Source organism: Variovorax sp. TLI9-5A, assembly GCF_056867935.1.
The window spans coordinates 4,026,239-4,047,950 of record NZ_CP200310.1 but is presented as its reverse complement, the minus strand read 5'-3'; the positions used below and the strand labels follow the sequence as shown (position 1 = coordinate 4,047,950).

General features: G+C 66.0%; 22 protein-coding genes. 9 read left to right on the top strand and 13 right to left on the bottom strand.

Features of this window, described 5'->3' with window-relative positions:
- Positions 1 to 3 precede the first annotated feature (3 nt).
- Genes AC1VNX_RS19105 through AC1VNX_RS19090 form a run of 4 tightly spaced genes read right to left on the bottom strand, consistent with a single transcriptional unit; the run spans position 4 to position 5,619 of the window.
- Entirely contained in the window at positions 4 to 729 is a 726-nt protein-coding gene (locus AC1VNX_RS19105; RefSeq protein WP_483158396.1) for a MerR family transcriptional regulator, read from the bottom strand.
- 43 nt (positions 730 to 772) lie between these two features.
- Positions 773 to 2,674 carry a YhgE/Pip family protein gene (locus AC1VNX_RS19100; protein WP_483158394.1) on the bottom strand — a complete coding sequence of 634 codons (1,902 nt, stop codon included), beginning with the start codon at positions 2,672 to 2,674 and terminating at the stop codon, positions 773 to 775.
- A 57-nt stretch (positions 2,675 to 2,731) separates the two neighbouring features.
- On the bottom strand, positions 2,732 to 3,100 hold the full coding sequence (locus AC1VNX_RS19095; protein ID WP_301505752.1) for a nuclear transport factor 2 family protein: 369 nt from the start codon (positions 3,098 to 3,100) through the stop codon (positions 2,732 to 2,734).
- Between the two features lie 2 nt (positions 3,101 to 3,102).
- Positions 3,103 to 5,619, bottom strand: coding sequence for a sodium-translocating pyrophosphatase (locus AC1VNX_RS19090; protein WP_483158392.1), 2,517 nt, complete (start codon positions 5,617 to 5,619; stop codon positions 3,103 to 3,105).
- 256 nt (positions 5,620 to 5,875) lie between these two features.
- Here AC1VNX_RS19090 and ppa point away from each other — a divergent pair, with 256 nt between their 5' ends.
- On the top strand, positions 5,876 to 6,403 hold the full coding sequence (ppa, locus tag AC1VNX_RS19085) for an inorganic diphosphatase (protein ID WP_093195507.1): 528 nt from the start codon (positions 5,876 to 5,878) through the stop codon (positions 6,401 to 6,403).
- Positions 6,404 to 6,426: 23 nt separating this feature from the next.
- On the opposite strand, the gene AC1VNX_RS19080 is transcribed toward ppa, so the two are convergent.
- The 3 genes from AC1VNX_RS19080 to AC1VNX_RS19070 form a co-directional block, all read right to left on the bottom strand.
- A complete protein-coding gene (locus AC1VNX_RS19080) occupies positions 6,427 to 7,068 on the bottom strand; it encodes a lysozyme inhibitor LprI family protein (RefSeq protein WP_483158389.1) in 642 nt (213 codons plus the stop codon).
- A 102-nt stretch (positions 7,069 to 7,170) separates the two neighbouring features.
- The gene (locus tag AC1VNX_RS19075; RefSeq protein ID WP_483158387.1) at positions 7,171 to 7,923 is read right to left on the bottom strand and encodes a hypothetical protein; all 753 of its coding nucleotides are present in this window, start codon (positions 7,921 to 7,923) and stop codon (positions 7,171 to 7,173) included.
- A 59-nt stretch (positions 7,924 to 7,982) separates the two neighbouring features.
- Positions 7,983 to 9,137, bottom strand: coding sequence for a GNAT family N-acetyltransferase (locus tag AC1VNX_RS19070; protein ID WP_483158385.1), 1,155 nt, complete (start codon positions 9,135 to 9,137; stop codon positions 7,983 to 7,985).
- Between the two features lie 19 nt (positions 9,138 to 9,156).
- Between AC1VNX_RS19070 and AC1VNX_RS19065 the strand changes: the two genes are divergently transcribed.
- Both AC1VNX_RS19065 and AC1VNX_RS19060 read left to right on the top strand, forming a co-directional pair.
- Positions 9,157 to 10,854, top strand: coding sequence for an NAD+ synthase (locus tag AC1VNX_RS19065; RefSeq protein WP_483158383.1), 1,698 nt, complete (start codon positions 9,157 to 9,159; stop codon positions 10,852 to 10,854).
- Complete coding sequence (locus tag AC1VNX_RS19060; protein WP_056518066.1) at positions 10,851 to 11,189, top strand: P-II family nitrogen regulator; 339 nt, start codon at positions 10,851 to 10,853, stop codon at positions 11,187 to 11,189. Before AC1VNX_RS19065 ends, AC1VNX_RS19060 begins: the two co-directional genes overlap by 4 nt.
- 41 nt (positions 11,190 to 11,230) lie before the next feature.
- Here the strand turns inward: AC1VNX_RS19060 and AC1VNX_RS19055 are convergent, their stop codons facing one another.
- The 6 genes from AC1VNX_RS19055 to AC1VNX_RS19030 all read right to left on the bottom strand — a co-directional run bounded on the left by AC1VNX_RS19055 (position 11,231) and on the right by AC1VNX_RS19030 (position 14,703).
- Positions 11,231 to 11,821, bottom strand: a complete 591-nt coding sequence (locus AC1VNX_RS19055) for an LOG family protein (RefSeq protein ID WP_483158381.1) — start codon at positions 11,819 to 11,821, stop codon at positions 11,231 to 11,233.
- Between the two features lie 31 nt (positions 11,822 to 11,852).
- Complete coding sequence (locus tag AC1VNX_RS19050; RefSeq protein ID WP_483158379.1) at positions 11,853 to 12,260, bottom strand: diacylglycerol kinase; 408 nt, start codon at positions 12,258 to 12,260, stop codon at positions 11,853 to 11,855.
- Entirely contained in the window at positions 12,257 to 12,823 is a 567-nt protein-coding gene (locus tag AC1VNX_RS19045; RefSeq protein WP_483158378.1) for an RDD family protein, read from the bottom strand. Before AC1VNX_RS19045 ends, AC1VNX_RS19050 begins: the two co-directional genes overlap by 4 nt.
- Positions 12,824 to 12,836: 13 nt before the next feature.
- Positions 12,837 to 13,493: a DUF3106 domain-containing protein gene (locus AC1VNX_RS19040; RefSeq protein ID WP_483158376.1), complete on the bottom strand. Its 657-nt coding sequence runs from the start codon at positions 13,491 to 13,493 to the stop codon at positions 12,837 to 12,839.
- 221 nt (positions 13,494 to 13,714) lie between these two features.
- The gene (locus tag AC1VNX_RS19035; protein ID WP_483158374.1) at positions 13,715 to 14,140 is read right to left on the bottom strand and encodes a DUF3619 family protein; all 426 of its coding nucleotides are present in this window, start codon (positions 14,138 to 14,140) and stop codon (positions 13,715 to 13,717) included.
- Complete coding sequence (locus AC1VNX_RS19030; RefSeq protein ID WP_483158372.1) at positions 14,137 to 14,703, bottom strand: RNA polymerase sigma factor; 567 nt, start codon at positions 14,701 to 14,703, stop codon at positions 14,137 to 14,139. Before AC1VNX_RS19030 ends, AC1VNX_RS19035 begins: the two co-directional genes overlap by 4 nt.
- Positions 14,704 to 14,983: 280 nt before the next feature.
- On the opposite strand from AC1VNX_RS19030, the gene AC1VNX_RS19025 reads away from it, so the two are divergent.
- The 6 genes from AC1VNX_RS19025 (at position 14,984) to leuA (ending at position 21,655) form a co-directional block, all read left to right on the top strand.
- Complete coding sequence (locus AC1VNX_RS19025) at positions 14,984 to 16,768, top strand: acetolactate synthase 3 catalytic subunit (RefSeq protein ID WP_483158370.1); 1,785 nt, start codon at positions 14,984 to 14,986, stop codon at positions 16,766 to 16,768.
- Between the two features lie 115 nt (positions 16,769 to 16,883).
- Positions 16,884 to 17,375, top strand: a complete 492-nt coding sequence (ilvN, locus tag AC1VNX_RS19020; protein WP_007834236.1) for an acetolactate synthase small subunit — start codon at positions 16,884 to 16,886, stop codon at positions 17,373 to 17,375.
- Positions 17,376 to 17,428: 53 nt separating this feature from the next.
- Positions 17,429 to 17,689, top strand: a complete 261-nt coding sequence (locus AC1VNX_RS19015; RefSeq protein ID WP_301505739.1) for a DUF4282 domain-containing protein — start codon at positions 17,429 to 17,431, stop codon at positions 17,687 to 17,689.
- 50 nt (positions 17,690 to 17,739) lie between these two features.
- A complete protein-coding gene (gene ilvC, locus AC1VNX_RS19010; RefSeq protein WP_081266312.1) occupies positions 17,740 to 18,756 on the top strand; it encodes a ketol-acid reductoisomerase in 1,017 nt (338 codons plus the stop codon).
- Between the two features lie 184 nt (positions 18,757 to 18,940).
- Positions 18,941 to 19,765, top strand: coding sequence for a CDP-diacylglycerol--serine O-phosphatidyltransferase (gene pssA, locus AC1VNX_RS19005; protein WP_301505738.1), 825 nt, complete (start codon positions 18,941 to 18,943; stop codon positions 19,763 to 19,765).
- 186 nt (positions 19,766 to 19,951) lie between these two features.
- Entirely contained in the window at positions 19,952 to 21,655 is a 1,704-nt protein-coding gene (gene leuA / locus AC1VNX_RS19000) for a 2-isopropylmalate synthase (RefSeq protein WP_483158366.1), read from the top strand.
- The last annotated feature ends 57 nt before the right edge of the window (positions 21,656 to 21,712 follow it).

The window sequence follows — 21,712 nt, the reverse complement described above, 5'->3', positions numbered from 1 at the left end:
GTTTCAGCTGGCCTTGCGGCGCAGCAGGGCGTCGAGCTCCTGCTGCAGGATCACGGGGAACGCGGCCTGCACCGCGCCGGTGGCGAGCCCTCGGGCCTGTTCGAGCAGTTGGGCGGTTCGCCCGGCCTCGATGGCGTCGCCGCTCAGCAGGTTGTCGGCCAGCGTGCGCAGCCAGTGGCGCGCCACGGTGCGCAGCGTGCGGGCCATGGTTTCCTGCATGCTGATCGCTTCCTCCAGCGGAAGGCCGAGCGCGGCGAGCTGTTCGGCGATCTGGCCGAGCGCGGGGCTGAGCATCTGCACCTGGCCGTCGGGCAGCTCGCGCATGAGGCCGGCCTTGGTGGCGCGGGCAAGCAGGGCGGGCGTCATCTGGCCCTTCCACTTGGCGGCCAGCGCGTCGGCCGAGACCACCACCGGTGTTTCTTCGGCGAAGAGGCTGCCCGAAACGGAGCGGGCCACGGCCACCAGGTCGCGCCAGGCGGAGGCCGGCGCGCGGCCGAAGATGCGGCGGATGGCCTCGATGCCGAAACCCTGGTCGCGCAGTTCGCGGATCAGCGCGAGGCGCTGTGCATGCTCTTCGCCGTACAGGCCGAGCCGGCCGCGCAGCCTGGGCGGCGGCAGCAGGCCGGCGGTGGTGTAGGCGCGGATGTTGCGCACCGTCACGCCGGTGCGCGCCGCCAGCTCCTCGATGGAGAGTTCCTCGGCGGCATCGGTGACGGCTGGCGTGTTCATGTGACGGATTGAATGTTACATCATCGATGTCACATGGCCGTGCCTAGACCTGGATCGTCGGCTTGTAGTCCGCCGGCAGCACTTCGTTCCACTTGCCGAAGAGCGCCATCAGCCCGACGGCCACCGCACCCGACAGCAGCACAGCCCCGCAGGCATGCGCCCAGCCGTTGTCGAACGCGCCGAACATCACGGCGCGGAAGGCCTGCACCACCCAGCTGAAGGGCAGCCAGCCGTGCACGTCGCGGAAAAAGCCGGCCGAAAGCTCTACCGGCAGCACTCCGCCGCCGGCCGACAGCTGCAGCGTGAGCAGCAGCACGGTGAGGATGCGGCCGAAGTCGCCGAACACATGCAGGATCGCGAACAGCACCACCAGGAACACCAGCGAGGCCAGCGCCATCGTCAACGCCAGCGCGGGTACGTCGGGCGCCTGCACCTGCAGCACGCCGACCAGCGTCGCCAGTACCAGCGCCACCTGCAGCAGCACGATGAGCGCCGGCATGGTGATCTTGCCCAGCGTCTTCGCGAGCTTCGGATAGTGGCTGTGCTCCGACAGCACGATGCGGATGTTGAACAGGTAGCCCGCCATCACCGCGCCGATCCACAGCGCCACCGACACCATGTTGGGCACGAAGGCGCTGCCGTTGTTGGCCACCGGCGCCACCACTTCCACCTTGGGCTCGACCGAGTCGGCCAGCCCCGAGGCGCTGCCCTGGATGCGGGTGATCGAAGCGGGCAGGGCGGCCTCGATGGTGCGCACGCCGGTCGACAGGCGCTCCGCGCCCTGGGCGAGCTGCGCGCCGCCCTGCACGAATTCGTCGAGCTTGCGGTCGGGCGGCAGCTTGCCGGACATGGTGTGGATGCCGGCGGCGAGCGCCGTCATGCCGTCGGTGAGCTTGCCCACGCCGCCGTCGAGGGCCGTCGCGCCGGTCGCGAGCTTGTGGCTGCCGTCCTGCGCCTTCGTCATGGCGGCCTGCGCCTGCTCGATGCCGCCGCGAAGCTTGTCGGCGCCGGCGGCGAGCTCGCCCGCGCCCTTGGCGATGCGATCGCCCACGAAGGGGATGTCGGCGGTGTCCTTCTGCATCCTGCGCGCGCCGTCGCCTAGCTGGCCGGCGCCGCCTTCGAGCTGCTCGAGCCCGTCGCCGATCTGCGCGAGCCCGCTGCCAAGTTCGCGCTGGCCCGACGCGAGCTGCTGCGAGCCGGCCTTGAGCGCTCGCAGGTCGGCATCGGCCGGCAGCTTCGACTCGATGGTGCGGATGCCGCCGTTGAGCTGCTTGAATCCGCTGCCCAGCTGCTGCGCGGCCGCACTGTACTGGGCGGCGCCACTGGCCAGCGTCTGGCTGCCGTCGCGCAGTTCCAGCAGGGCTTGCTTGAGCTTGTCGAGCCGCGCCTGCGAGCCGGACGCTGCGCTAAGCACCAGCCCCCAGCGCTGCTCGTTGAGCATCTCGTTGACCTGGTGCCCCAGCTCGCCCGCGAAGCGCCGCGCCAGGCCGGCCGAGCTGTAGTTGTTGCCCTCGGAGGTGTAGACCACGATCTGCCCCGCGCCGCGCTGCGTGCCGGGCACCGCGTTGGCGCTGAAGTCGGGCGGGATCAGCAGCGCGAAGGCCAGCGTGCCGCGCCGCACCTCGGCGCGCGCGGCCTCGGCGTCGGTCATCGTGCGGAAGCCGAAGGCGCGCTTGTCGAGCAGGGTGTGCGTGAGCTCGTCGCCCACGTTGACCGTGCGCGACATGTAGGTCACGCCCTGGTCCTGGTTGACGATGGCGGCGGGCAGGTCGGCCGTGTGGCCGGCCGGATCCCACACGCTTGAGAGATAGATCAGCGCATAGATCGCAGGCACCACGCCGACCGCCACCACGGCCAGCAGGATGCGCGGAAAGCGCTGCACGATCGCCAGCTCGGCCCGGGCGATGGCCCAGGTGCCGGCGAACAGTGCCTGGAGGTATCGCATGGGGCTAGGAGGCTGCCAGCAGCGCCATGGCGGTGGGTCGCGCGAAGAAAGCGCTGGTCAGCCCGGCTTTCGCTGCGCGGGGTCGTAGAAGAACTGCTCTTCGGCGATGCGGTCGCCTTCCCAGCGCTGCCAGGCGATTTCTTCCATGCGCATCCTGCCGCCGCCCTTGAACGTGAACTCGAAGATCCAGTGGATCGCCACGTGGTCGCCGTTCACCAGCACCGGCCGCACGCAGGTGGAGACCACCGTTTCGGTGCGGTCGAGCACGGCGGTTTCCTGCGCCACCAGCGTGCTGCGGCCGCGCCGGGGCTCGGCCTGGTTCTCGCGCATGGTGGCATCTTCGGTGTAGTAGTCCTCGATGGCCTTGGCATGCGCGCCGCCTTCGACGGCGGCGATGAATGATTCGAGTCGTTCGGGTGTGGGCATTCTCAGGACTTTACTTTGACTTCGACGCGGCGTGCCTCCGCAGCAGGGCCGTCGGCCTGCGACTGCTCGGGCTTGGCCAGCTCGATCTTGTCGGCGGGAGCGCCGGCTGCCTTGAGCGCATCGCTCACGGCCATCGCGCGCTGCTTGGCGAGTTCGGCGTTTCTCGCCGGATCGCCGCTGGCGTCGTGGTAGCCGCTTACGAGCACGGTGCTGCCGCTCTGCACGGCCTTGATGACGTCGGCCAGGGCCTCCTTGGCGTTCGGCGCCACTTCGGAGCTGGCGCTCGCGAAGTAGAACTTCACGACGCCGTTCTCCACCTTCACCGCGGCGGCCTCGGCGGCCGATACCGCGCCCGATGCAACCACCGCGGCAGGCGTCGTTGGAGCCGTGGCCGCCGGCGCCACCGCGGCGGGCGGTGTCTCGACCTTCGCCGGAGCTGCGGCAGCCGCATCGCCCGCATGGAACTTCACCACCAGCGGCACGATGAGCAGCGCCACGATGTTGATGATCTTGATCAGCGGGTTCACCGCCGGGCCGGCCGTGTCCTTGTAGGGGTCGCCCACGGTGTCGCCGGTGACGGCGGCCTTGTGCGTCTCGCTGCCCTTGCCGCCGAAGTGGCCGTCCTCGATGTACTTCTTGGCGTTGTCCCAGGCGCCGCCGCCCGTGCACATGCTGATGGCGACGAACAGGCCGGTGACGATGGTGCCCATCAGCAGCCCGCCCAGCGCCTTGGGCCCCAGCACCAGGCCGACGACGATCGGCACCAGCACCGGCAGCAGCGAGGGGATCATCATTTCCTTGATGGCCGCGCCGGTCAGCATGCCAACGGCCTTGCCGTACTCGGGCTTGCCGGTGCCTTCCATGATGCCGGGGATGTCGCGGAACTGGCGCCGCACTTCCTCCACCACCGCGCCGGCCGCGCGGCCCACGGCCTCCATGGCCATCGCGCCGAACAGGTAGGGAATCAGCCCCCCGATGAAGAGGCCGACGATCACCATCGGGTCGCTCAGGTTGAAGCTGATGTTCAGCCCGAAGCTCTCCAGCTTGTGCGTGTAGTCGGCGAAGAGCACCAGCGACGCAAGGCCCGCCGAGCCGATGGCGTAGCCCTTGGTCACCGCCTTGGTGGTGTTGCCCACCGCGTCGAGCGGGTCGGTCACGGCGCGCACGCTGTCGGGCAGCTCGCTCATCTCGGCGATGCCGCCGGCGTTGTCGGTGATGGGGCCGTAGGCGTCCAGCGCCACCACGATGCCGGCCATGCTCAGCATCGACGTGGCGGCCACGGCGATGCCATACAGGCCAGCCAGCGAGTAGGCGGCCAGGATCGCGATACAGACGAAGATCACCGGCCAGGCGGTGGAGCGCATCGACACGCCCAGGCCCGCGATGATGTTGGTGCCGTGGCCGGTGGTCGAGGCCTGCGCGATGTGCTGCACGGGCTTGTACTGCGTGCCGGTGTAGTACTCGGTGATCCACACCAGTGCGGCCGTCAGCGCGAGGCCGACGAAGCAGGCGCCGAAGAGCTTCAACTGGCTGCCGCTGGCGGCGATGGCGTTGTCGGGAATCAGCCAGTTGGTGACGAACCAGAAGGCGATCAGCGACAGGATGCCCGACACCGCCAGCCCCTTGTAGAGCGCCGGCATCACGTTGACCATGCCCGGCGAGGCCTTCACGAAGAAGCAGCCGATGATCGACGCGATGATCGACACGCCGCCCAGCGCGAGCGGATACAGCACCGCGTTGGTGGGCGCCGCCGCGACCATCAGCGCGCCCAGCACCATGGTGGCGATGAGCGTCACGGCGTAGGTTTCGAACAGGTCGGCCGCCATGCCGGCGCAGTCGCCGACGTTGTCGCCCACGTTGTCGGCGATCACGGCGGGGTTGCGCGGATCGTCCTCCGGGATGCCGGCTTCCACCTTGCCCACCAGGTCGGCGCCGACGTCGGCGCCCTTGGTGAAGATGCCGCCGCCCAGCCGCGCGAAGATCGAGATCAGCGAGGAGCCGAAGGCGAAGCCGATCAGCGGATTGAGGGTGGCAGCGAGGCTGTGGCCCGCTGCCGGCGTGCTGCTGCCGATCAAGACCCAGTAGAAGGCCGACACGCCCAGCAGGCCCAGGCCCACCACCAGCATGCCGGTGATGGCGCCGCCGCGGAACGCGACGTCCAGCGCCGGGCCGATGCCATGCGTGGCCGCCTGCGCGGTGCGCACGTTGGCGCGCACCGAGACGTTCATGCCGATGAAGCCGCAGGCGCCGGAGAGCACCGCGCCCACGATGAAGCCGACCGCGGTGGTGAGGTCGAGGAACACGGCGATCAGGATGGCGAGCACCACGCCCACGATGGCGATGGTGCTGTACTGCTTGGCAAGGTAGGCCGATGCGCCGGCCTGGATGGCCGCCGCGATCTCCTGCATGCGGGCGTTGCCCGCGTCCTTCGCGAGAATCCAACTTCGGGCCCAGAAACCGTAGGCCACGGCCACGAGACCGCAGACGATGGCCAGTATCAGGGGGGTGTTGCCGATCATGCTTTGCTTCTCCATTCGTTCGTTGTGACTAGTGGAGACGGACAGCACGGGCCCTTTGCGTGCAACGCGTACGGGACCATGTTTTCCGCCGCGTTGCTTCCTCGAAGCTCGCTGCACCGGGGGTGAGGAGCCGATTGGCCAACGGTTGCAATTTACAGGCAAAAACAGATGCATGTGCGACCGGCCGGTGACACGGAAAGTAAACTCAGGGTTTGTCCCCGTCCCTCTCATACTTTTCAACTACTCGAAAAACGTCATGTCCTTCGACAAAGTTTCCCCCGGCAAGAACCTGCCCGATGCCTTCAACGTCGTGATCGAAATCCCGATGAACGCCGACCCGATCAAGTACGAGGTGGACAAGGAATCGGGCGCGATCTTCGTCGACCGCTTCATGACGACGGCCATGTACTACCCCGCCAACTACGGCTACGTGCCGCAGACCCTGTCGGGCGACGGCGACCCGGTCGACGTGCTGGTGATCGCGCCGTACCCCCTGCTGCCGGGCGTGGTGGTGCCGTGCCGCCCCCTGGGCATCCTGATGATGGAAGACGAAGCCGGCGTCGACGGCAAGGTGCTCGCCGTGCCCACCGACAAGGTGCTGCCCATCTACAGCCACTGGAAGTCGGTGGACGACGTGAACCCGATGCGCCTGAAGGCCATCAGCCACTTCTTCGAGCACTACAAGGACCTGGAAGCCGGCAAGTGGGTCAAGGTGCTGGGCTGGGAAGGCATCGATTCGGCGAAGAAGGAAATCCTGGACGGCGTCGCCAACTACAAGAAGTAGGAATCCGGAAGTAAGAAGCTCGCCTATTCGTTCAGGAAGGGCGAGCGCCGCGGGTCGCGCGCGAAGCTGCCGGCGAGCGACGGCGCGCAGCCCGGCCCGTCGGAGACGGTGACGCGGTCGGTGTCGAACTGGAGCGTGCGGGTGCAGCCCCCGGCCTCCCGTACCACGAGGCGCCGCTGCCCGTCGAGCACGTTCTTGCCCTGCAGCAGCATGTTGCCGCGTGGATCGGGGCAGATGTAGAGCTCGATATCAAGCATGCCGCTCGAACCGGGCGTCACATCGAGGAAGCGGCCGTCCTTCGGGCACCGGCCCTCCACGTAACGGCCCATCCATTGCAGCAGAGGGTGGCTCAGGTAGCTGATGCGCCGTTCGTAATCCTGCTTCAGGCACTCGGCGTTGCCCTTGCATTCGCGGTTGCGAACCGCGATCCAGTCGCGCTGGTCGCGTTTCAGGAGGGTGGGCCACTGGCCGGTGCCGGGCATCTCGACCTGCCGCTTGTAGAGAGCCGCCATTGCTTCGTCCTGCCGCGACAGGCCGGGGTCGGCGCAGATGGCCTTCTCGGTGGCATTGCCGGCCTTGGCGCAGTCGAAGCTGGCGGCCATGGCCCACGGGCCGGCCGCCATGAAGCACAGTGCCGCGACGGCCTGGCGTGTGAATGTCTGCATGCTGGGTTCTCTCCTCGAAGCCGATGCTAGGAGAGACGCGGAGCGCCGTCGATGTGCCAAAAGGACAAGGGCGATATGCCCTTGGGCAGAGAGGCAAGCGTGTCAGCCGCGAACCGCGTCGCCGGCCAGCCGCATCCATTCGCGATTGACCGAGCGTGCGTGCGAGTTCCAGTGGCGCGCGGCCTGCTGGAGCTCGTCCCACTGGCGCTGCGCGCCGGCGGCATCGCCTTGCTGGGCGAGCCATGCGATGTAGCGGGCGCGGGCCTCGACGGTGTTGTAGCGGCTGAGCGCGTCTTCGAAGGCTGCGCGTGCTTCGGCCTGCTGGCCGTTGGCGGCGAGGGCGCGTGCGGTGAGCACTGCCACTTCGTCCTTGCGATAGTCATCGCGCGTGGAGCGCAGCGTCTGCAGCGCCTGCAGGGCGTCGCTCCCGGCCGTGGCTCCGCCTGCGGCGAGCAGGGCGCTGGCCAGGCCGAACTGCAGCTCGGGGTCGGAGGCCAGCGGGCCCTTCAGTGCATCGCGGTAGTGGCCGACGGCATCGGCGGCCTGGCCCTTGTCGAGCGCGGCCTTGGCGAGGCGCAGCTTGTTCTGGGCGGTGGGAGCGAGGTCGTAGGCTTCGGAAGCGGCGCGGTACTCGCGCTCGGGGTCGATGAAGCCGATGGCCGCGTTCGCCACCTTGCCGGCGGTGCGCTGCATGCGCGAGGCGGGCAGGTACTCGACCACGAAGTACACGATGCTGCCGAGCAGCGGAAAGCTGAAGAGGATGAGCAGCCAGTACATCTGCTTGCCGTGGCGCATCGCATGCACGGCGAAGAACAGCGCAATGAGGACGTGCAGGCCCAGTCCCAGGAATGGCATCGATTTCTCTCTGAGTTGTTGTGGATGTCGGGCGCTTTTATAGCAGTCCCGAATGGCACTCAGACTGACTTGAAGGGGCTGCGCTCGCCCAGGTGGTCCATGTAGTTCTCGATGCCCGCGCCCTCGCGTTCGAGAAAGCGCTCCACCGCGTCGGCGAAGGACGGATGCGCCAGCCAGTGGGCGCTGGTGGTCTTCACCGGCATCAGCGCGCGTGCCATCTTGTGCTCGCCCTGTGCGCCGCCCTCGAAGCGCTGCGCGCCATGCTCGATGCACCAGGCCAGCGGCTGGTAGTAGCAGGCCTCGAAGTGCAGGCAGTCGACGCGCTCCATAGCGCCCCAGTAGCGGCCGTAGGCCACCAGTGGCCTGTCGGGCTCCGTCGAGAGCGCGATCAGGCTGCTCGCCATGGGCTTGCCGCCGCGCTCGGCGATGAAGAGCAGCCAGGCCTCGGGCATCGTGTCGGCCATGCGCCGGAAGAAGTCGCGCGTGAGGTAGGGCGGGTTGCCGTGCTCGCGGTAGGTGCGCTCGTAGCAGCGGTAGAAGAAGTCCCAGTCGGCCTTGCTGATGTCCGCGCCGCGCGACCAGCGGAAGCTCACGCCGGCATCGGTGACCTTGCGGCGCTCCTGGCGGATCTTCTTGCGCTTGTCGTGGGAGAGGCTGGCGAGGAAGGCGTCGAAGTCGGCGTACTGGGCGTTGGTCCAATGGAACTGGACGGTATTGCGCAGCATGAGACCGGACTCGGTGCATGCGGCGATGTCCGCATCCGCCCCGAAAAGAAGGTGCAGCGACGACAGCTCCAGCTGCTTGCACAGCGCGACGAGGCCCTGCACCAGCAGAGTGCGGCTTTCCGCGTCGCGCGCCAGCAGCCGTGCGCCGGGCACTGGCGTGAAGGGCACCGCCACCACCGCCTTCGGGTAGTACGCGAGCCCATGCTGCTCATAGGCGTTGGCCCAGGCCCAGTCGAAGACGTATTCGCCGTAGGAATGGTCCTTGACGTAGAGCGGGCACGCTGCCTGCAACTGCTCGCCTTGCCACAGCGTGACGAACTGCGGCATCCAGCCGCTCTCGGGCGTGGCGCTGCGGCTGTCGCTCAGGGCCGAGAGGTATTCGTGGCGCATGAAGGGCGATGGCTCGGCCTCGGCGGCCAGCAGCGCATTCCATGCTTCCGGGCTCACGTCCGACGGAGACGGCAGAACCCGAATGACATAATCGTTCAAGCCTTTTTCTTCCTTCTGTATGACGCTCAAGCTCGCCATCGCGCAACTCAATTTTGTGGTGGGCGACCTCGCCGGCAACGCGAAAAAGATCGTCGATGCCGCACGCGATGCCCATGCCCAGGGTGCGCGCCTCTTGCTGACGCCCGAACTCTCGATTGCCGGCTACGCGGCCGAGGACCTGTTCCTGCGCCCCGCCTTCACCGAAGCCTGTGATGATGCCGTGAAAGGCATTGCCGCCGCTCTGGCCGACCTCAAAGACATGGTCGTGGTGGTGGGGCATCCGACCGGCGGCAGCCTGCGCAGCCGTTCGGTGGCGGTGCAGATGCGCCACAACGCGGCCAGCGTCATCAAGGAAGGCCGCATTCTCGAAACCTACGCCAAGCGCGAGCTGCCCAACTACCAGGTGTTCGACGAGCGCCGCTACTTCACGCCGGGGCAGGGCACCTGCGTGTTCGACGTGGAGGGCGTCTCGGTCGGCCTGCTGATCTGCGAGGACGCCTGGTTCGACCAGCCGGCCGAACTTGCGCGCGAAAGTGGTGCGGAGGTGGTGGCGGTGATCAATGCCTCGCCCTATCACGTGGGCAAGGAAGGCGAGCGCGTCGCGCGCATGGCCGACCGGGCGCGCGCGGTGGGGCTGCCGCTGGTCTATGCGCATCTGGTCGGCGGGCAGGACGAGGTGGTGTTCGACGGTGCCTCCTTCGCGCTGCAGGCCGACGGATCCACCGCGATGCAGGCCGAGAGCTTCCGCGAGAAGCTGGTTTTCGCGCAGCTTGAGCGCAAGTCGCAGGGCGGCGTGAGCTTCGTGGCCGATCCGGCTGCCGTGGCGCCGCCGCGCGACGCCGAAGCCCAGCTCTGGGACGCGCTGGTGCTCGGCGTGCGCGACTACATCGGCAAGAACGGCTTTCCGGGCGCCATCCTGGGGCTTTCGGGCGGCATCGATTCCGCCTTGGTGCTCGCCATCGCGGTCGATGCGCTTGGCAAGGACAAGGTCCGCGCGGTGATGATGCCTTCGCCTTACACCGCCGACATCAGCTGGATCGACGCGCGCGACATGGCTGCCCGGCTGGGCGTGCGCTACGACGAGATTTCCATCAGGCATACCTTCGAGTCTTTCAAGGGTGCGCTGGCCGAGGAGTTCAAGGGCCGGCCCGAGGACACGGCCGAGGAGAACATCCAGGCCCGCATCCGCGGCACGCTGCTGATGGGGCTGTCGAACAAGTTCGGCTCCATCGTGCTCACCACCGGCAACAAGAGCGAGATGGCCACCGGCTACTGCACGCTGTACGGCGACATGGCGGGCGGCTTCGCGGTCATCAAGGACCTGCTCAAGACCACGGTGTTCGCGCTGGCGCGCTGGCGCAACGCCCACGATCCGTACGGCACGGGCAGCGAGCCGATTCCCGAGCGGATCATCACGCGGCCCCCGAGCGCCGAGCTTCGGCCCGACCAGACCGATCAGGACAGCCTCCCGCCCTACGACATCCTCGATGGAATCCTGGCACGCTACATGCAGGACGACGAGGGCATCGACGAGATCATTTCGGCCGGCTACGAGCGCGCGGTGGTCGAGCGGGTCGCGCGGCTGATCAAGATCAACGAATACAAGCGGCGCCAGGCGCCCGTAGGCATCCGGGTCACCCATCGAAGCTTCGGCAAGGATTGGCGTTACCCTATCACCAGCAAATTCAACGAAACCGCCGGAGCACAAAAACCATGAAGCAGATCACCGCCATCGTCAAACCCTTCAAGCTCGAGGACGTGCGCGAGGCCTTGGCCGAAGTGGGCGTCACCGGCCTGACCGTGACCGAAGTCAAGGGCTTCGGCCGCCAGAAGGGGCATACCGAGCTCTACCGTGGTGCCGAGTACGTGGTCGACTTCCTGCCCAAGATGAAGGTCGAAGTGGTCGTCAACGAGGCTGACGTGGAGCGCTGCATCGAGGCCATCGTCAATTCCGCGCGCACCGGGAAGATCGGCGACGGGAAGATCTTCGTAACCGGCGTGGAGCGCATCGTGCGCATCCGTACCGGCGAAGAGAACGAAAACGCTGTCTAAGCGCAGGAAAGCCCCGCTTGCGGGGCTTTCATTGGGGCGTATCAGAGGTTTTCCGAGAGCCTGTCCTCGCGCGGGTGCAGCGGCACCTCGGCGCGCAGCGCGGTGAGCAGTTCGGGCACGTCGGTGCCGGTGCGGATCAGGCCCATCTGCCACTCGCCCATGAAGCCCTCGCGCACGCTGTGCGCCAGGAAGCTCAGCAGGCCGTCGTAGTAGCCGGCGGTGTTGAGGATGCCGGTGGGCTTGTCGTGGTAGCCGAGCTGGCGCCAGGTCCAGATCTCGAACAGTTCCTCGAAGGTGCCGATGCCGCCTGCAAGGGCGATGAAGGCGTCGGCGCGCTCGCCCATCATGGCCTTGCGCTCGTGCATGGTGTCGACCACATGCAGCTCGTCGCACAGGGGGTTGGCCAGTTCCTTGTCGACCAGCGCCTTGGGAATGATGCCGACGACGCGGCCGCCGGCCTGGCGGGTGGCCTCGGCCACCGTGCCCATCAGCCCGGTGCGGCCGCCGCCGTAGACCAATTGGCCGCGACGCTGGCCGATCCATTGGCCGACCGCCTGCGCGGCTTGAGTGAATTCAGGGCGCTCGCCGGGACGCGAGCCGCAGTACACACAGATCGAAAATTCAGGAGTCATCCCGCCATCATGCCGCAGGCGGTGGGCCTTCTCATGACATGAAGCGCTGCCATAGCGCAGCCACCCAGATGCCACCGCACAGCGTGAGCGACAGCAGCACGGCGGCGCTGCCCATGTCCTTGGCGCGCTTGGAGAGGTCGTGCCATTCGGGTCCGATGCGGTCGATGGCGGCTTCCACGGCGGTGTTGAGCAGCTCCACGATCATCACGAGGATGGCGCTGCCCGCGAGCAGTGCCACTTCGACCCAGCTGCGCCCCAGCCAGAAGGAGGCCGGAATCATCGCGATCGACAGGATGGCTTCCTGCCGGAACGCGGGCTCGCTCCAGCCGGCACGCAGGCCGTGCAGCGAAATCAGCGTGGCGTGCCAGACGCGCTCGAAGCCCTTGCGGGCCTTCTGTGGGTTGACGGCGGGATCGGGAAGCTTTGGCACGGCACTCATCGGCGGCTCATCGGTTTGGAGGTGATGAGCCGTGTACCGGCCCAGGCGTCGTGCCAGAACTGGCGGTCGGGGTGAAAGCGTGCCAGCAGGGCCCAGACGGCCACCCAGCCGAAGATCAGCACGGTCGATTCGCCGCCCGACAGCTTGAAGGGCGCAATGGCGGCCAGCGGCGGCAGGAACCAGACCCAGCTCAGCAGATAGCGCGCGAGCGCCCGGCGCTGGCTGATGGGCTGGCCGTGCACGTCGACGATGCGGATGTTCCAGGTTTTCATGGCGAGGGTCTGGCCCTTGGCCCAGAACCAGACGAAGTACACGCCGAAAACCACGAAAAGAAAAGCCTGGAACAGATGGCGCCGCGAATCCATGGCGTCGCGCATCTGGCCCAGCGTACTGAAGAGCCAGCCCGAGACGAACACCACCGCGAACAGCAGCATGCCCTCGTAGAGCCAGCAGGCCATGCGGCGCCAGAGGCCGGGCACTATCGAAACAGGAGCACTGGTTGCAGCAGAAGTGGGCAAGGCGGGCTGGTCGGAGCCCGAGGCTTCGGGAGAGCTGGAAACCATCGAAGCCTTGCGGTCAGGGAGCAGAGGAGGACGGCTGCTCGGCTGCCGACGACGGCGCCGGCACCTGGGCTTCGGCGGGAACCGGCGGAACCGCGGCGCTGGATGGGGCGGGTGCGATCGGCACTATGGAAACCGCCGGCGTTGTCGTTGCCGCTGCAGGAGCACGTTCCGGCGGCGACGCCACAAGTACGGTCGTGGCTGGCGTGGTGGCAGGTGTGGGAGGCGGAGCCAGCAGGATGCGGGGGGTGTGTTGCCCGCCGGGAGTGATTGCAGGCACCGGCACGAGCTTCTGGGACGAGATCGGTCGCGCGGGAATTGCGGCGCCGCGTGGTTTCGCCGGAGCGCGTTCGGCGAGCTTGCGCTTTTCTTCCTCGCTCAGCGCCTGATACTGCTCCCACTTGACCTTGCGCTCATCGGCCGGAATGCGCTTGACTTCCGCGAAGTTCAGGCGAGCCTGGGCGCGCTGCTGGTTGCTCAGGGCTGCCCATTCGATCATGCGGCTGTGCAGGGTGGACTGGTCGTCCGCCGACATGCTCTCGAAATTGCGGGAGAGCGCCAGCCACTTCCTTTTCTGTCCGACGTTCAGCGTGTTCCAGTGGGGATTCAGCGGCTTCAGGGCCTGCTGCTGCTCGGCCGTGAGTTCGCTCCAGAGCGGCTTGGTCGTGGACACCGCCTTGGGGCTGGTGGCCGCCGCCGAGCTGCTGGCCGAGGCGGAGCTTCCGGTCGCCTTCGAGGCTGCCTCGGAGTGAGGCTGGGCGCAGGCAAGCGTCAGGCTGAAGGCCGCGACAGCGAACGCACCTGCCCAAACGACTGCGCCCGCCGGAAGCGGGCGCAACGGGCGGGGGCTGTTCGCGCTGGAAGTGGAACGGCGTCGCATTCGATCGATGAAATTCAGTCGGAGGCGTTTTCGGCCTTGAGGAATTGAGCAAAACCGGGGTCGGTATAGGCGGCGGGCGGGAGATCGCCCGTCAGCAGCGCGGAATCCACTTCGGCCAGTTCGCTGGCGCGGTCATCGTCCTGCATCACGCTGATGGTGATCAGACCTGCGACGAGGGCGATCAATGGCACTACCGAGCCAATACGGGTCCACCAGCCACCGCCCATGGTGAGCGTATGGCCCGACTGCACCACCACAGGCGCGGTCCTCAACTGCGGCGCCTGTTTGCGCGCCGCCACGGCTTGCGCGCGCGCCACGCGCAGCCGTTCGCTGATGTCGTGCGGCAGCTCGCGATTGCCGGCCGAAAGGCGGGCAGCCAGACGCTGGCCGAACTGGTCTTCGGCGACGGTGTTGATCGAGGTTGGAACCTTAGTGTTCATAGCGATATTCCCTTGGCCTTGAGCGCCTTGCTCAGAGCGTGGACGGCTCGCGAGCAATGGGTTTTGACGCTGCCCTCGGAGCAGCCCATCGCGGCGGCCGTCTCTGCGACGTCCATTTCCTCCCAGTAACGCATCAGGAAAGCCTCGCGTTGACGGCCCGGCAATGCTGCGATCTGCTCCTCGATTTCCCGGAAGATCTGGGCGCGGCGGGTCGTGTCTTCGGCGCTCTCCGACTCCCTAGAGTCGGCGGGCGAGACGAAGTTCTCCAGGAGGTCGAAATCTCCGTCTTCGTCGACCGACTCGAAATCGCTGAGATTGGAGAACAGGGCGCGCCTGGTTTTCTGGCGGCGAAACCAGTCGAGCGTGCAGTTCGACAGGATGCGCTGGAACAGCATCGGCAGCTCGGCCGCGGGCTTGTCGCCGTAGTGCTGGGCCAGCTTCATCATGCTGTCTTGCACGATATCGAGGGCCGCTTCTTCATCCCGCACGTGATAGACCGAGCGCTTGAAAGCGCGTCGTTCGACGCTTTTCAGGAAGTCGGAGAGTTCTTGTTCAGTGGCCAAGCGAGAGGGGGCGCGCAGGGCGCGCCGCGTGGGAATGGGGTCTAGCGATCGCTACGTTTATCGCCGCGGATTATGCCTTTGTAGCTTTACAAGGCAGCTGAAGCGAATATGAACGCCCGGAAATGTCATAATCCAGGTCGCAAGTCAAAAGGCAAACGGGTCACGGTCCGGCGGAACATCAGTCCGCTCATGGCTTTGGCCTCAAGTCCTGGCGCGACCTCACAAGGGTTGGCAAGGGGCACCCAAGGTATTTCGTTCCCGAAATAAACAAAGGTTGATCATGGAAATCTCCAAGGCGGAAATCGTCTCCGCAGCCGCTGCGTCCGCTGGCGCCGGCAACTCGACTCAAGAACTCATGGGCGCCGAAGTGCTGGTCAAGGCACTGCAGGCCGAAGGCGTCCAGTACGTCTGGGGCTATCCGGGCGGCGCGGTTCTCTACATCTACGACGCGTTCTACAAGCAGGACACCATCCAGCATGTGCTGGTGCGCCATGAGCAGGCCGCCGTTCATGCTGCCGACGGCTATGCGCGCGCAACCGGCGAAGTCGGCGTGGCGCTGGTCACCTCCGGTCCCGGCCTGACCAATGCGGTCACTGGCATCGCGACGGCGTACATGGACTCGATCCCGATGGTGATCATCTCCGGCCAGGTGCCGACGGCGGCCATCGGCCTCGACGCCTTCCAGGAATGCGACACGGTCGGCATCACCCGCCCCATCGTCAAGCACAACTTCCTCGTCAAGGATCCCAAGGATCTGGCCATGACGATGAAGAAGGCCTTCCACATCGCTCGCAGTGGCCGTCCGGGCCCGGTGGTGGTGGACGTGCCCAAGGACGTCTCGTTCAAGAAGGTCCCGTACGCAGGCTATCCCGACAAGGTCGAGATGCGCTCGTACAACCCGGTGCGCAAGGGCCACGGCGGGCAGATCCGCAAGGCGCTGCAGCTCCTGCTGGCCGCCAAGCGCCCCTACATCTACACCGGTGGCGGCGTGCTGCTGGGCAACGCCTGCAACGAACTGCGCACGCTGGTCGACATGCTGGGCTACCCGGTCACCAACACGCTGATGGGCCTGGGTGCCTATCCGGCGAGCGATCGCAAGTTCCTGGGCATGCTGGGCATGCACGGCACCATCGAGGCCAACAACGCGATGCAGAACTGCGACGTGCTGCTGGCCGTGGGCGCGCGCTTCGACGACCGCGTGATCGGCAACCCCAAGCACTTCGCGCAGAACGAACGCAAGATCATCCACGTCGACATCGACCCGTCGAGCATCTCCAAGCGCGTGAAGGTCGACATCCCGATCGTCGGCGACGTGAAGGACGTGCTCACCGAACTGATCTCGATGATCCGCGAGAGCACCGCCAAGCCGGACGCAGGTGCTCTGGCCGACTGGTGGAAGACCATCGAGGCCTGGCGCTCGCGCGACTGCCTGAAGTACGACCGCGGCAACAAGGACGTGATCAAGCCGCAGTACGTGGTCGAGACCCTCTGGAACATGACCAAGGACGCCGACACGTACATCACGTCGGACGTCGGCCAGCACCAGATGTGGGCGGCCCAGTACTACCGCTTCGACGAGCCGCGCCGCTGGATCAATTCTGGCGGCCTGGGCACCATGGGCGTGGGCATTCCCTACGCCATGGGCATCAAGCTCGCGAAGCCGGATTCGGAAGTGTTCACCATCACCGGCGAAGGCTCGGTGCAGATGTGCATCCAGGAACTCTCAACCTGCCTGCAGTACAACACGCCGATCAAGATCTGCTCGCTCAACAACCGCTACCTGGGCATGGTGCGCCAGTGGCAGGAGATCGAATACTCCGGCCGCTACAGCCACAGCTATATGGATGCGCTGCCCAACTTCGTGAAGCTCGCCGAGGCCTATGGCCACGTCGGCATGCTGATCGAGCGTCCACAAGACGTGGAGCCGGCGCTTCGCGAGGCGCGCAAGCTCAAGGATCGCACGGTGTTCATGGACTTCCGCACCGACCCGACCGAAAACGTGTTCCCGATGGTGAAGGCCGGCATGGGCATCACCGAGATGCTGCTGGGTTCCGAAGATCTCTGACCGATCGACGGAACGGACATTCGCTCAACTCTTTACTACTGACGAATCTATTGCCCGCCAAGCCCGCGCATTACCGTGCACGGGGGAGGGCGGCGAAAAGAGGAGTCACGCAAACATGAAACACATCATCGCAGTGCTGCTGGAAAACGAGCCGGGTGCTCTTTCCCGCGTGGTGGGCCTGTTCTCGGCCCGCGGCTACAACATCGAATCGCTCACGGTGGCGCCCACGGAGGACGCGAGCCTCTCGCGCATGACCATCGTCACCACCGGTTCGGACGACGTGATCGAGCAGATCACCAAGCACCTGAACCGGCTGATCGAAGTGGTGAAGGTCGTCGACCTGACCGAAGGCGCCTACACCGAGCGCGAGCTCATGATGGTGAAGGTGCGCGCGGTTGGCAAGGAGCGCGAGGAGATGATGCGCATGGCGGAAATCTTCCGCGGCCGCATCATCGACGTGACCGACAAGAGCTACACCATCGAACTCACCGGCGACCATGGCAAGAACGACGCTTTCCTGGAAGCGATCGAGCGTAGCGCTATCCTCGAGACTGTCCGCACCGGTGCCAGCGGCATCGGGCGCGGCGAGCGCATCCTGCGCGTGTAGGAGGGTGAAGGCGCCCTCAGTTCATACGTTCATCCACACATGAGGCAAGAGTGATGCGAGGTCTGCTCGGTTTCGACAGGATGGTGACCCCGGCGATCGTCCGGGTGCTCTACTTTCTCGGCCTGCTGGGCGTGCTCGTGCTGGCGGTGGCCGCGCTGTACCAGCGGCAGTACCTGCCGGCCTTCACGGTCCTGATCTTCGGCGCCATCGGCGTTCGCATCTACAGCGAGCTGCTCATCGTGCTGTTTCGCATCCACGACAGCCTCGTGTCCATCAACCAGCAAATGAAGGACCGGAATTCCTCCGGCCTTTGAGTGAAGTGCATCCTCGCGCGGATGCTCGAGATTTTTTAGGAGAGATACACATGAAGGTTTATTACGACAAGGACGCTGACCTGAGCCTCATCAAGGGCAAGACGGTTGCAATCATCGGTTACGGCTCGCAAGGCCATGCGCACGCGCAGAACCTGAACGACAGCGGCGTCAAGGTCGTGGTCGGCCTGCGCAAGGGCGGCGCTTCGTGGCCCAAGGTCGAGAAGGCCGGCCTGAAGGTCGCCGAAGTCGCCGACGCCGTGAAGGCCGCCGACGTCGTGATGATCCTGCTGCCCGACGAGCAGATCGCCAACGTCTACAAGAACGACGTCGCCCCCAACATCAAGGAAGGCGCTTCGCTGGTGTTCGCGCACGGCTTCAACGTGCACTACGGCTTCGTGCAGCCGCGCGCCGACCTCGACGTGTGGATGGTCGCTCCCAAGGCCCCGGGCCACACCGTGCGCAGCACGTACACCCAGGGTGGCGGCGTGCCCCACCTCGTGGCCGTGCACCAGGACAAGACCGGCAAGGCGCGTGACCTCGCGCTGAGCTACGCCACCGCCAACGGCGGCGGCAAGGCCGGCATCATCGAGACCAACTTCCGCGAAGAAACCGAGACCGACCTGTTCGGCGAACAAGCGGTTCTGTGCGGCGGCACGGTCGAGCTGATCAAGGCCGGCTTCGAAACGCTGGTGGAAGCCGGCTACGCGCCCGAAATGGCGTACTTCGAATGCCTGCACGAGCTGAAGCTGATCGTCGACCTGATCTATGAAGGCGGCATCGCCAACATGAACTACTCGATCTCGAACAATGCCGAGTACGGCGAGTACGTCACCGGCCCGCGCGTCGTGACGGAAGAGACCAAGAAGGTCATGAAGCAGGTCCTGAAGGACATCCAGACCGGCGAATACGCCAAGAGCTTCGTGCTGGAAAACGCCGCTGGCGCTCCCACGCTGATCAGCCGCCGTCGCCTGAATGCAGAGCACCAGATCGAAGTCGTCGGCGAAAAGCTGCGTGCGATGATGCCCTGGATCAAGAAGAACAAGCTGGTCGACCAGACCCGCAACTGATCTGCGAGCCAGGAGGGCGCTTCGGCGCCCGTTTCCCGAGGGCCACCCGTTGCGGTGGCCCTTTTGTTTGACGAGGGGCTCCACGGCCCCTGAACTACACTGCGAACCATGCGACTCAAAGATCAAGATGCTATCGAATGGATAGCTGCCAGCGCAGTGCCCATGAGGGACGGAGGCAAATTCAATGCATGACGACACGCTCCCCGACGATGTGCAGCCGCGCAAGCGCCGCAAGGGCATCTACATCCTGCCGAACCTGTTCACGCTGGCGGCGCTGTTCGGCGGCTTCTATTCGGTCGTGATGGCCATGAACGCGCGCTTCGACCTTGCGGCGCTCGGCGTGTTCGCCGCGATGATCCTCGACAGCCTCGACGGCCGCGTCGCGCGCATGACCAACACGCAGAGCGCGTTCGGCGAGCAGATGGATTCGCTGTCCGACATGGTGTCGTTCGGCGCGGCGCCGGCGCTCATCGCCTACGAATGGTCGCTCAAGGGGTTGGGCCGCTGGGGCTGGATCGCGGCCTTCGTGTACTGCGCCTGCGCGGCGCTGCGGCTCGCGCGCTTCAACGTCAACACCGGCGTGGTCGACAAGCGCTGGTTCCAGGGCCTGCCGTCGCCCGCGGCCGCGGCGCTCGTGGCGGGCTTCATCTGGCTCGTCAACGAGTGGGGCAAGCGCGGCGGCGAGGTGCTCTATCTCTCGTGGACGCAGATCACCTGGGTCACCTTCGCCTTCACTCTGTATGCGGGCCTCACGATGGTCACCAACGCGCCGTTCTACAGCTTCAAGGACATCCAGATGAAGAAGAGCGTGCCTTTCGCGGTGATCGTGCTGATCGCGCTGGGCATCGCCGTCATCAACATCCATCCGCCGACCGTGCTGTTCGGGCTCTTCGTCGTCTATGGCCTGAGCGGCTACGTGGTCTATGCGTGGCGCAAGGCCAAGGGCCAGCCGGCCAGTGTGATCAGCACTTCGACGGAAGAGCCCGACGAGCGGGGCTTGCATAACTGAGCGTGGCTTGTGCTACATTCGTCAGCCTCATGACCAAGATTTCGCTGCTGGCCCTACTAGCCCTCCCTCACGGGCGGAGACGGTAGCGCACGCGCAAATCCCTCACCACGGCCCGTTCGCACCAGCAACGGGCCGTTTGTTTTTTGGGGTTGCTGGTCGATTACCAACCATCTAAGAGAAATCGACATGCTCAAGCAACCTCAAAGCAAATATCGCGCATTCGCCCCGATCGGCCTCAAGGACCGTACCTGGCCCGATGCCGTGCTGACCAAGGCGCCGATCTGGCTGTCGACCGATCTGCGCGATGGCAACCAGGCCCTGGTCGAGCCCATGGACATCGCGCGCAAGATGCGCATGTTCGAAACTCTCGTGGCCATCGGCTTCAAGGAAATCGAAGTCGGCTTTCCCTCGGCCTCGCAGATCGAATTCGATTTCGTGCGCAAGCTCATCGAGGAAGACCGTATTCCCGACGACGTGACGATCCAGGTGCTGACGCAGGCGCGCGACCATCTCATCGCCCGCACCTTCGAATCGCTGCAGGGCGCCCCGCGCGCCATCGTGCACCTCTACAACGCTGTCGCCCCCGTGATGCGCCGCGTGGTGCTCGGCATGGACGAGGACCAGATCGTCGAGCTCGCCAGCAGCCACGCCCGCATGTTCAACGCGTTGGCCGCCAAGCAGCCGAACACGCAGTGGACCTTCCAGTACTCGCCCGAAATGTTCTCGGGCACCGACGTCCACTTCTCGAAGCGCGTGGTCGATGCGGTGACCGAAGTCTGGGCGCCGACGCCCGAGCGCAAGTGCATCGTCAACCTGCCCACCACGGTCGAACACTCCACGCCGAACATCTTCGCCGACATGATCGAGTGGATGCACCGCAACCTCGCTCGCCGCGACTCCATCGTGCTGTGCGTGCATCCGCACAATGACCGCGGCACCGGTACGGCGGCGGGAGAGCTGGCCCTGATGGCCGGTGCCGAGCGCATCGAAGGCTGCCTCTTCGGCAACGGCGAGCGTACCGGCAACCTCGACCTCGTGAACGTCGCGCTCAACCTCTACACCCAGGGCGTCTCGCCAGAGCTCGATTTCTCGAACATCGACGAGATCCGCGCCACGGTCGAGCATTGCAACCAGATCCCGGTGCACCCGCGCCATCCGTACGTGGGCGACCTGGTCTACACCTCGTTCTCGGGCTCGCACCAGGACGCGATCAAGAAGGCTTTCGCCGCGCGCAAGGACGGCGACATCTGGGAGATTCCGTACCTCCCCATCGACCCGAAGGACGTGGGCCGCAGCTATGAAGCCGTGATCCGCGTGAACAGCCAGTCGGGCAAGGGCGGCATGGCCTACCTGCTCGAGAGCGAATACGGCATCGAGATGCCGCGCCGCCTGCAGATGGAGTTCATGCAGTCGGTGCAGCGCGTGATGGACGTGGCCGGCAAGGAGCTCACGGCCGCCGACCTCTGGCAGCTGTTCGTGCGCGAATACGGCATCGAAACGGCGCAAGCCCTCCAGCAGCGCGTGATCGAGGAAGAGGGCGAGGGCGCCGACGCTTCCGTGGTTCTGCGCGGCGACCTGGTCTGGGACGGTGAAGTTCGCGCCATCGAGGGTCGCGGCAATGGACCCATCGACGCCTTTACCCAGGCGCTGAGCAAGGCCACCGGCCACACCGTTCGAGTGATGGATTACCACCAGCACGCCATTGGCGCAGGCGCCGATGCGAAGGCCGTGGCCTACCTGGAGCTGCGCGTGGACGAGAGCCAGACGCTTTTCGGCGTGGGCATGGACGCGAACGTGGTCACGGCCTCGCTGAAGGCGATCGTCTCGGGCGTGCAGCGTGCGCGTGCCCGGGGCGCACACAGCGCACAATCGGTGGTTGAAGTCGCCTGACGCTGAAGCGCTGGTCCGGTCCGGACGCGCAGGAAGGGCGCGTACGAAGGAGAACCA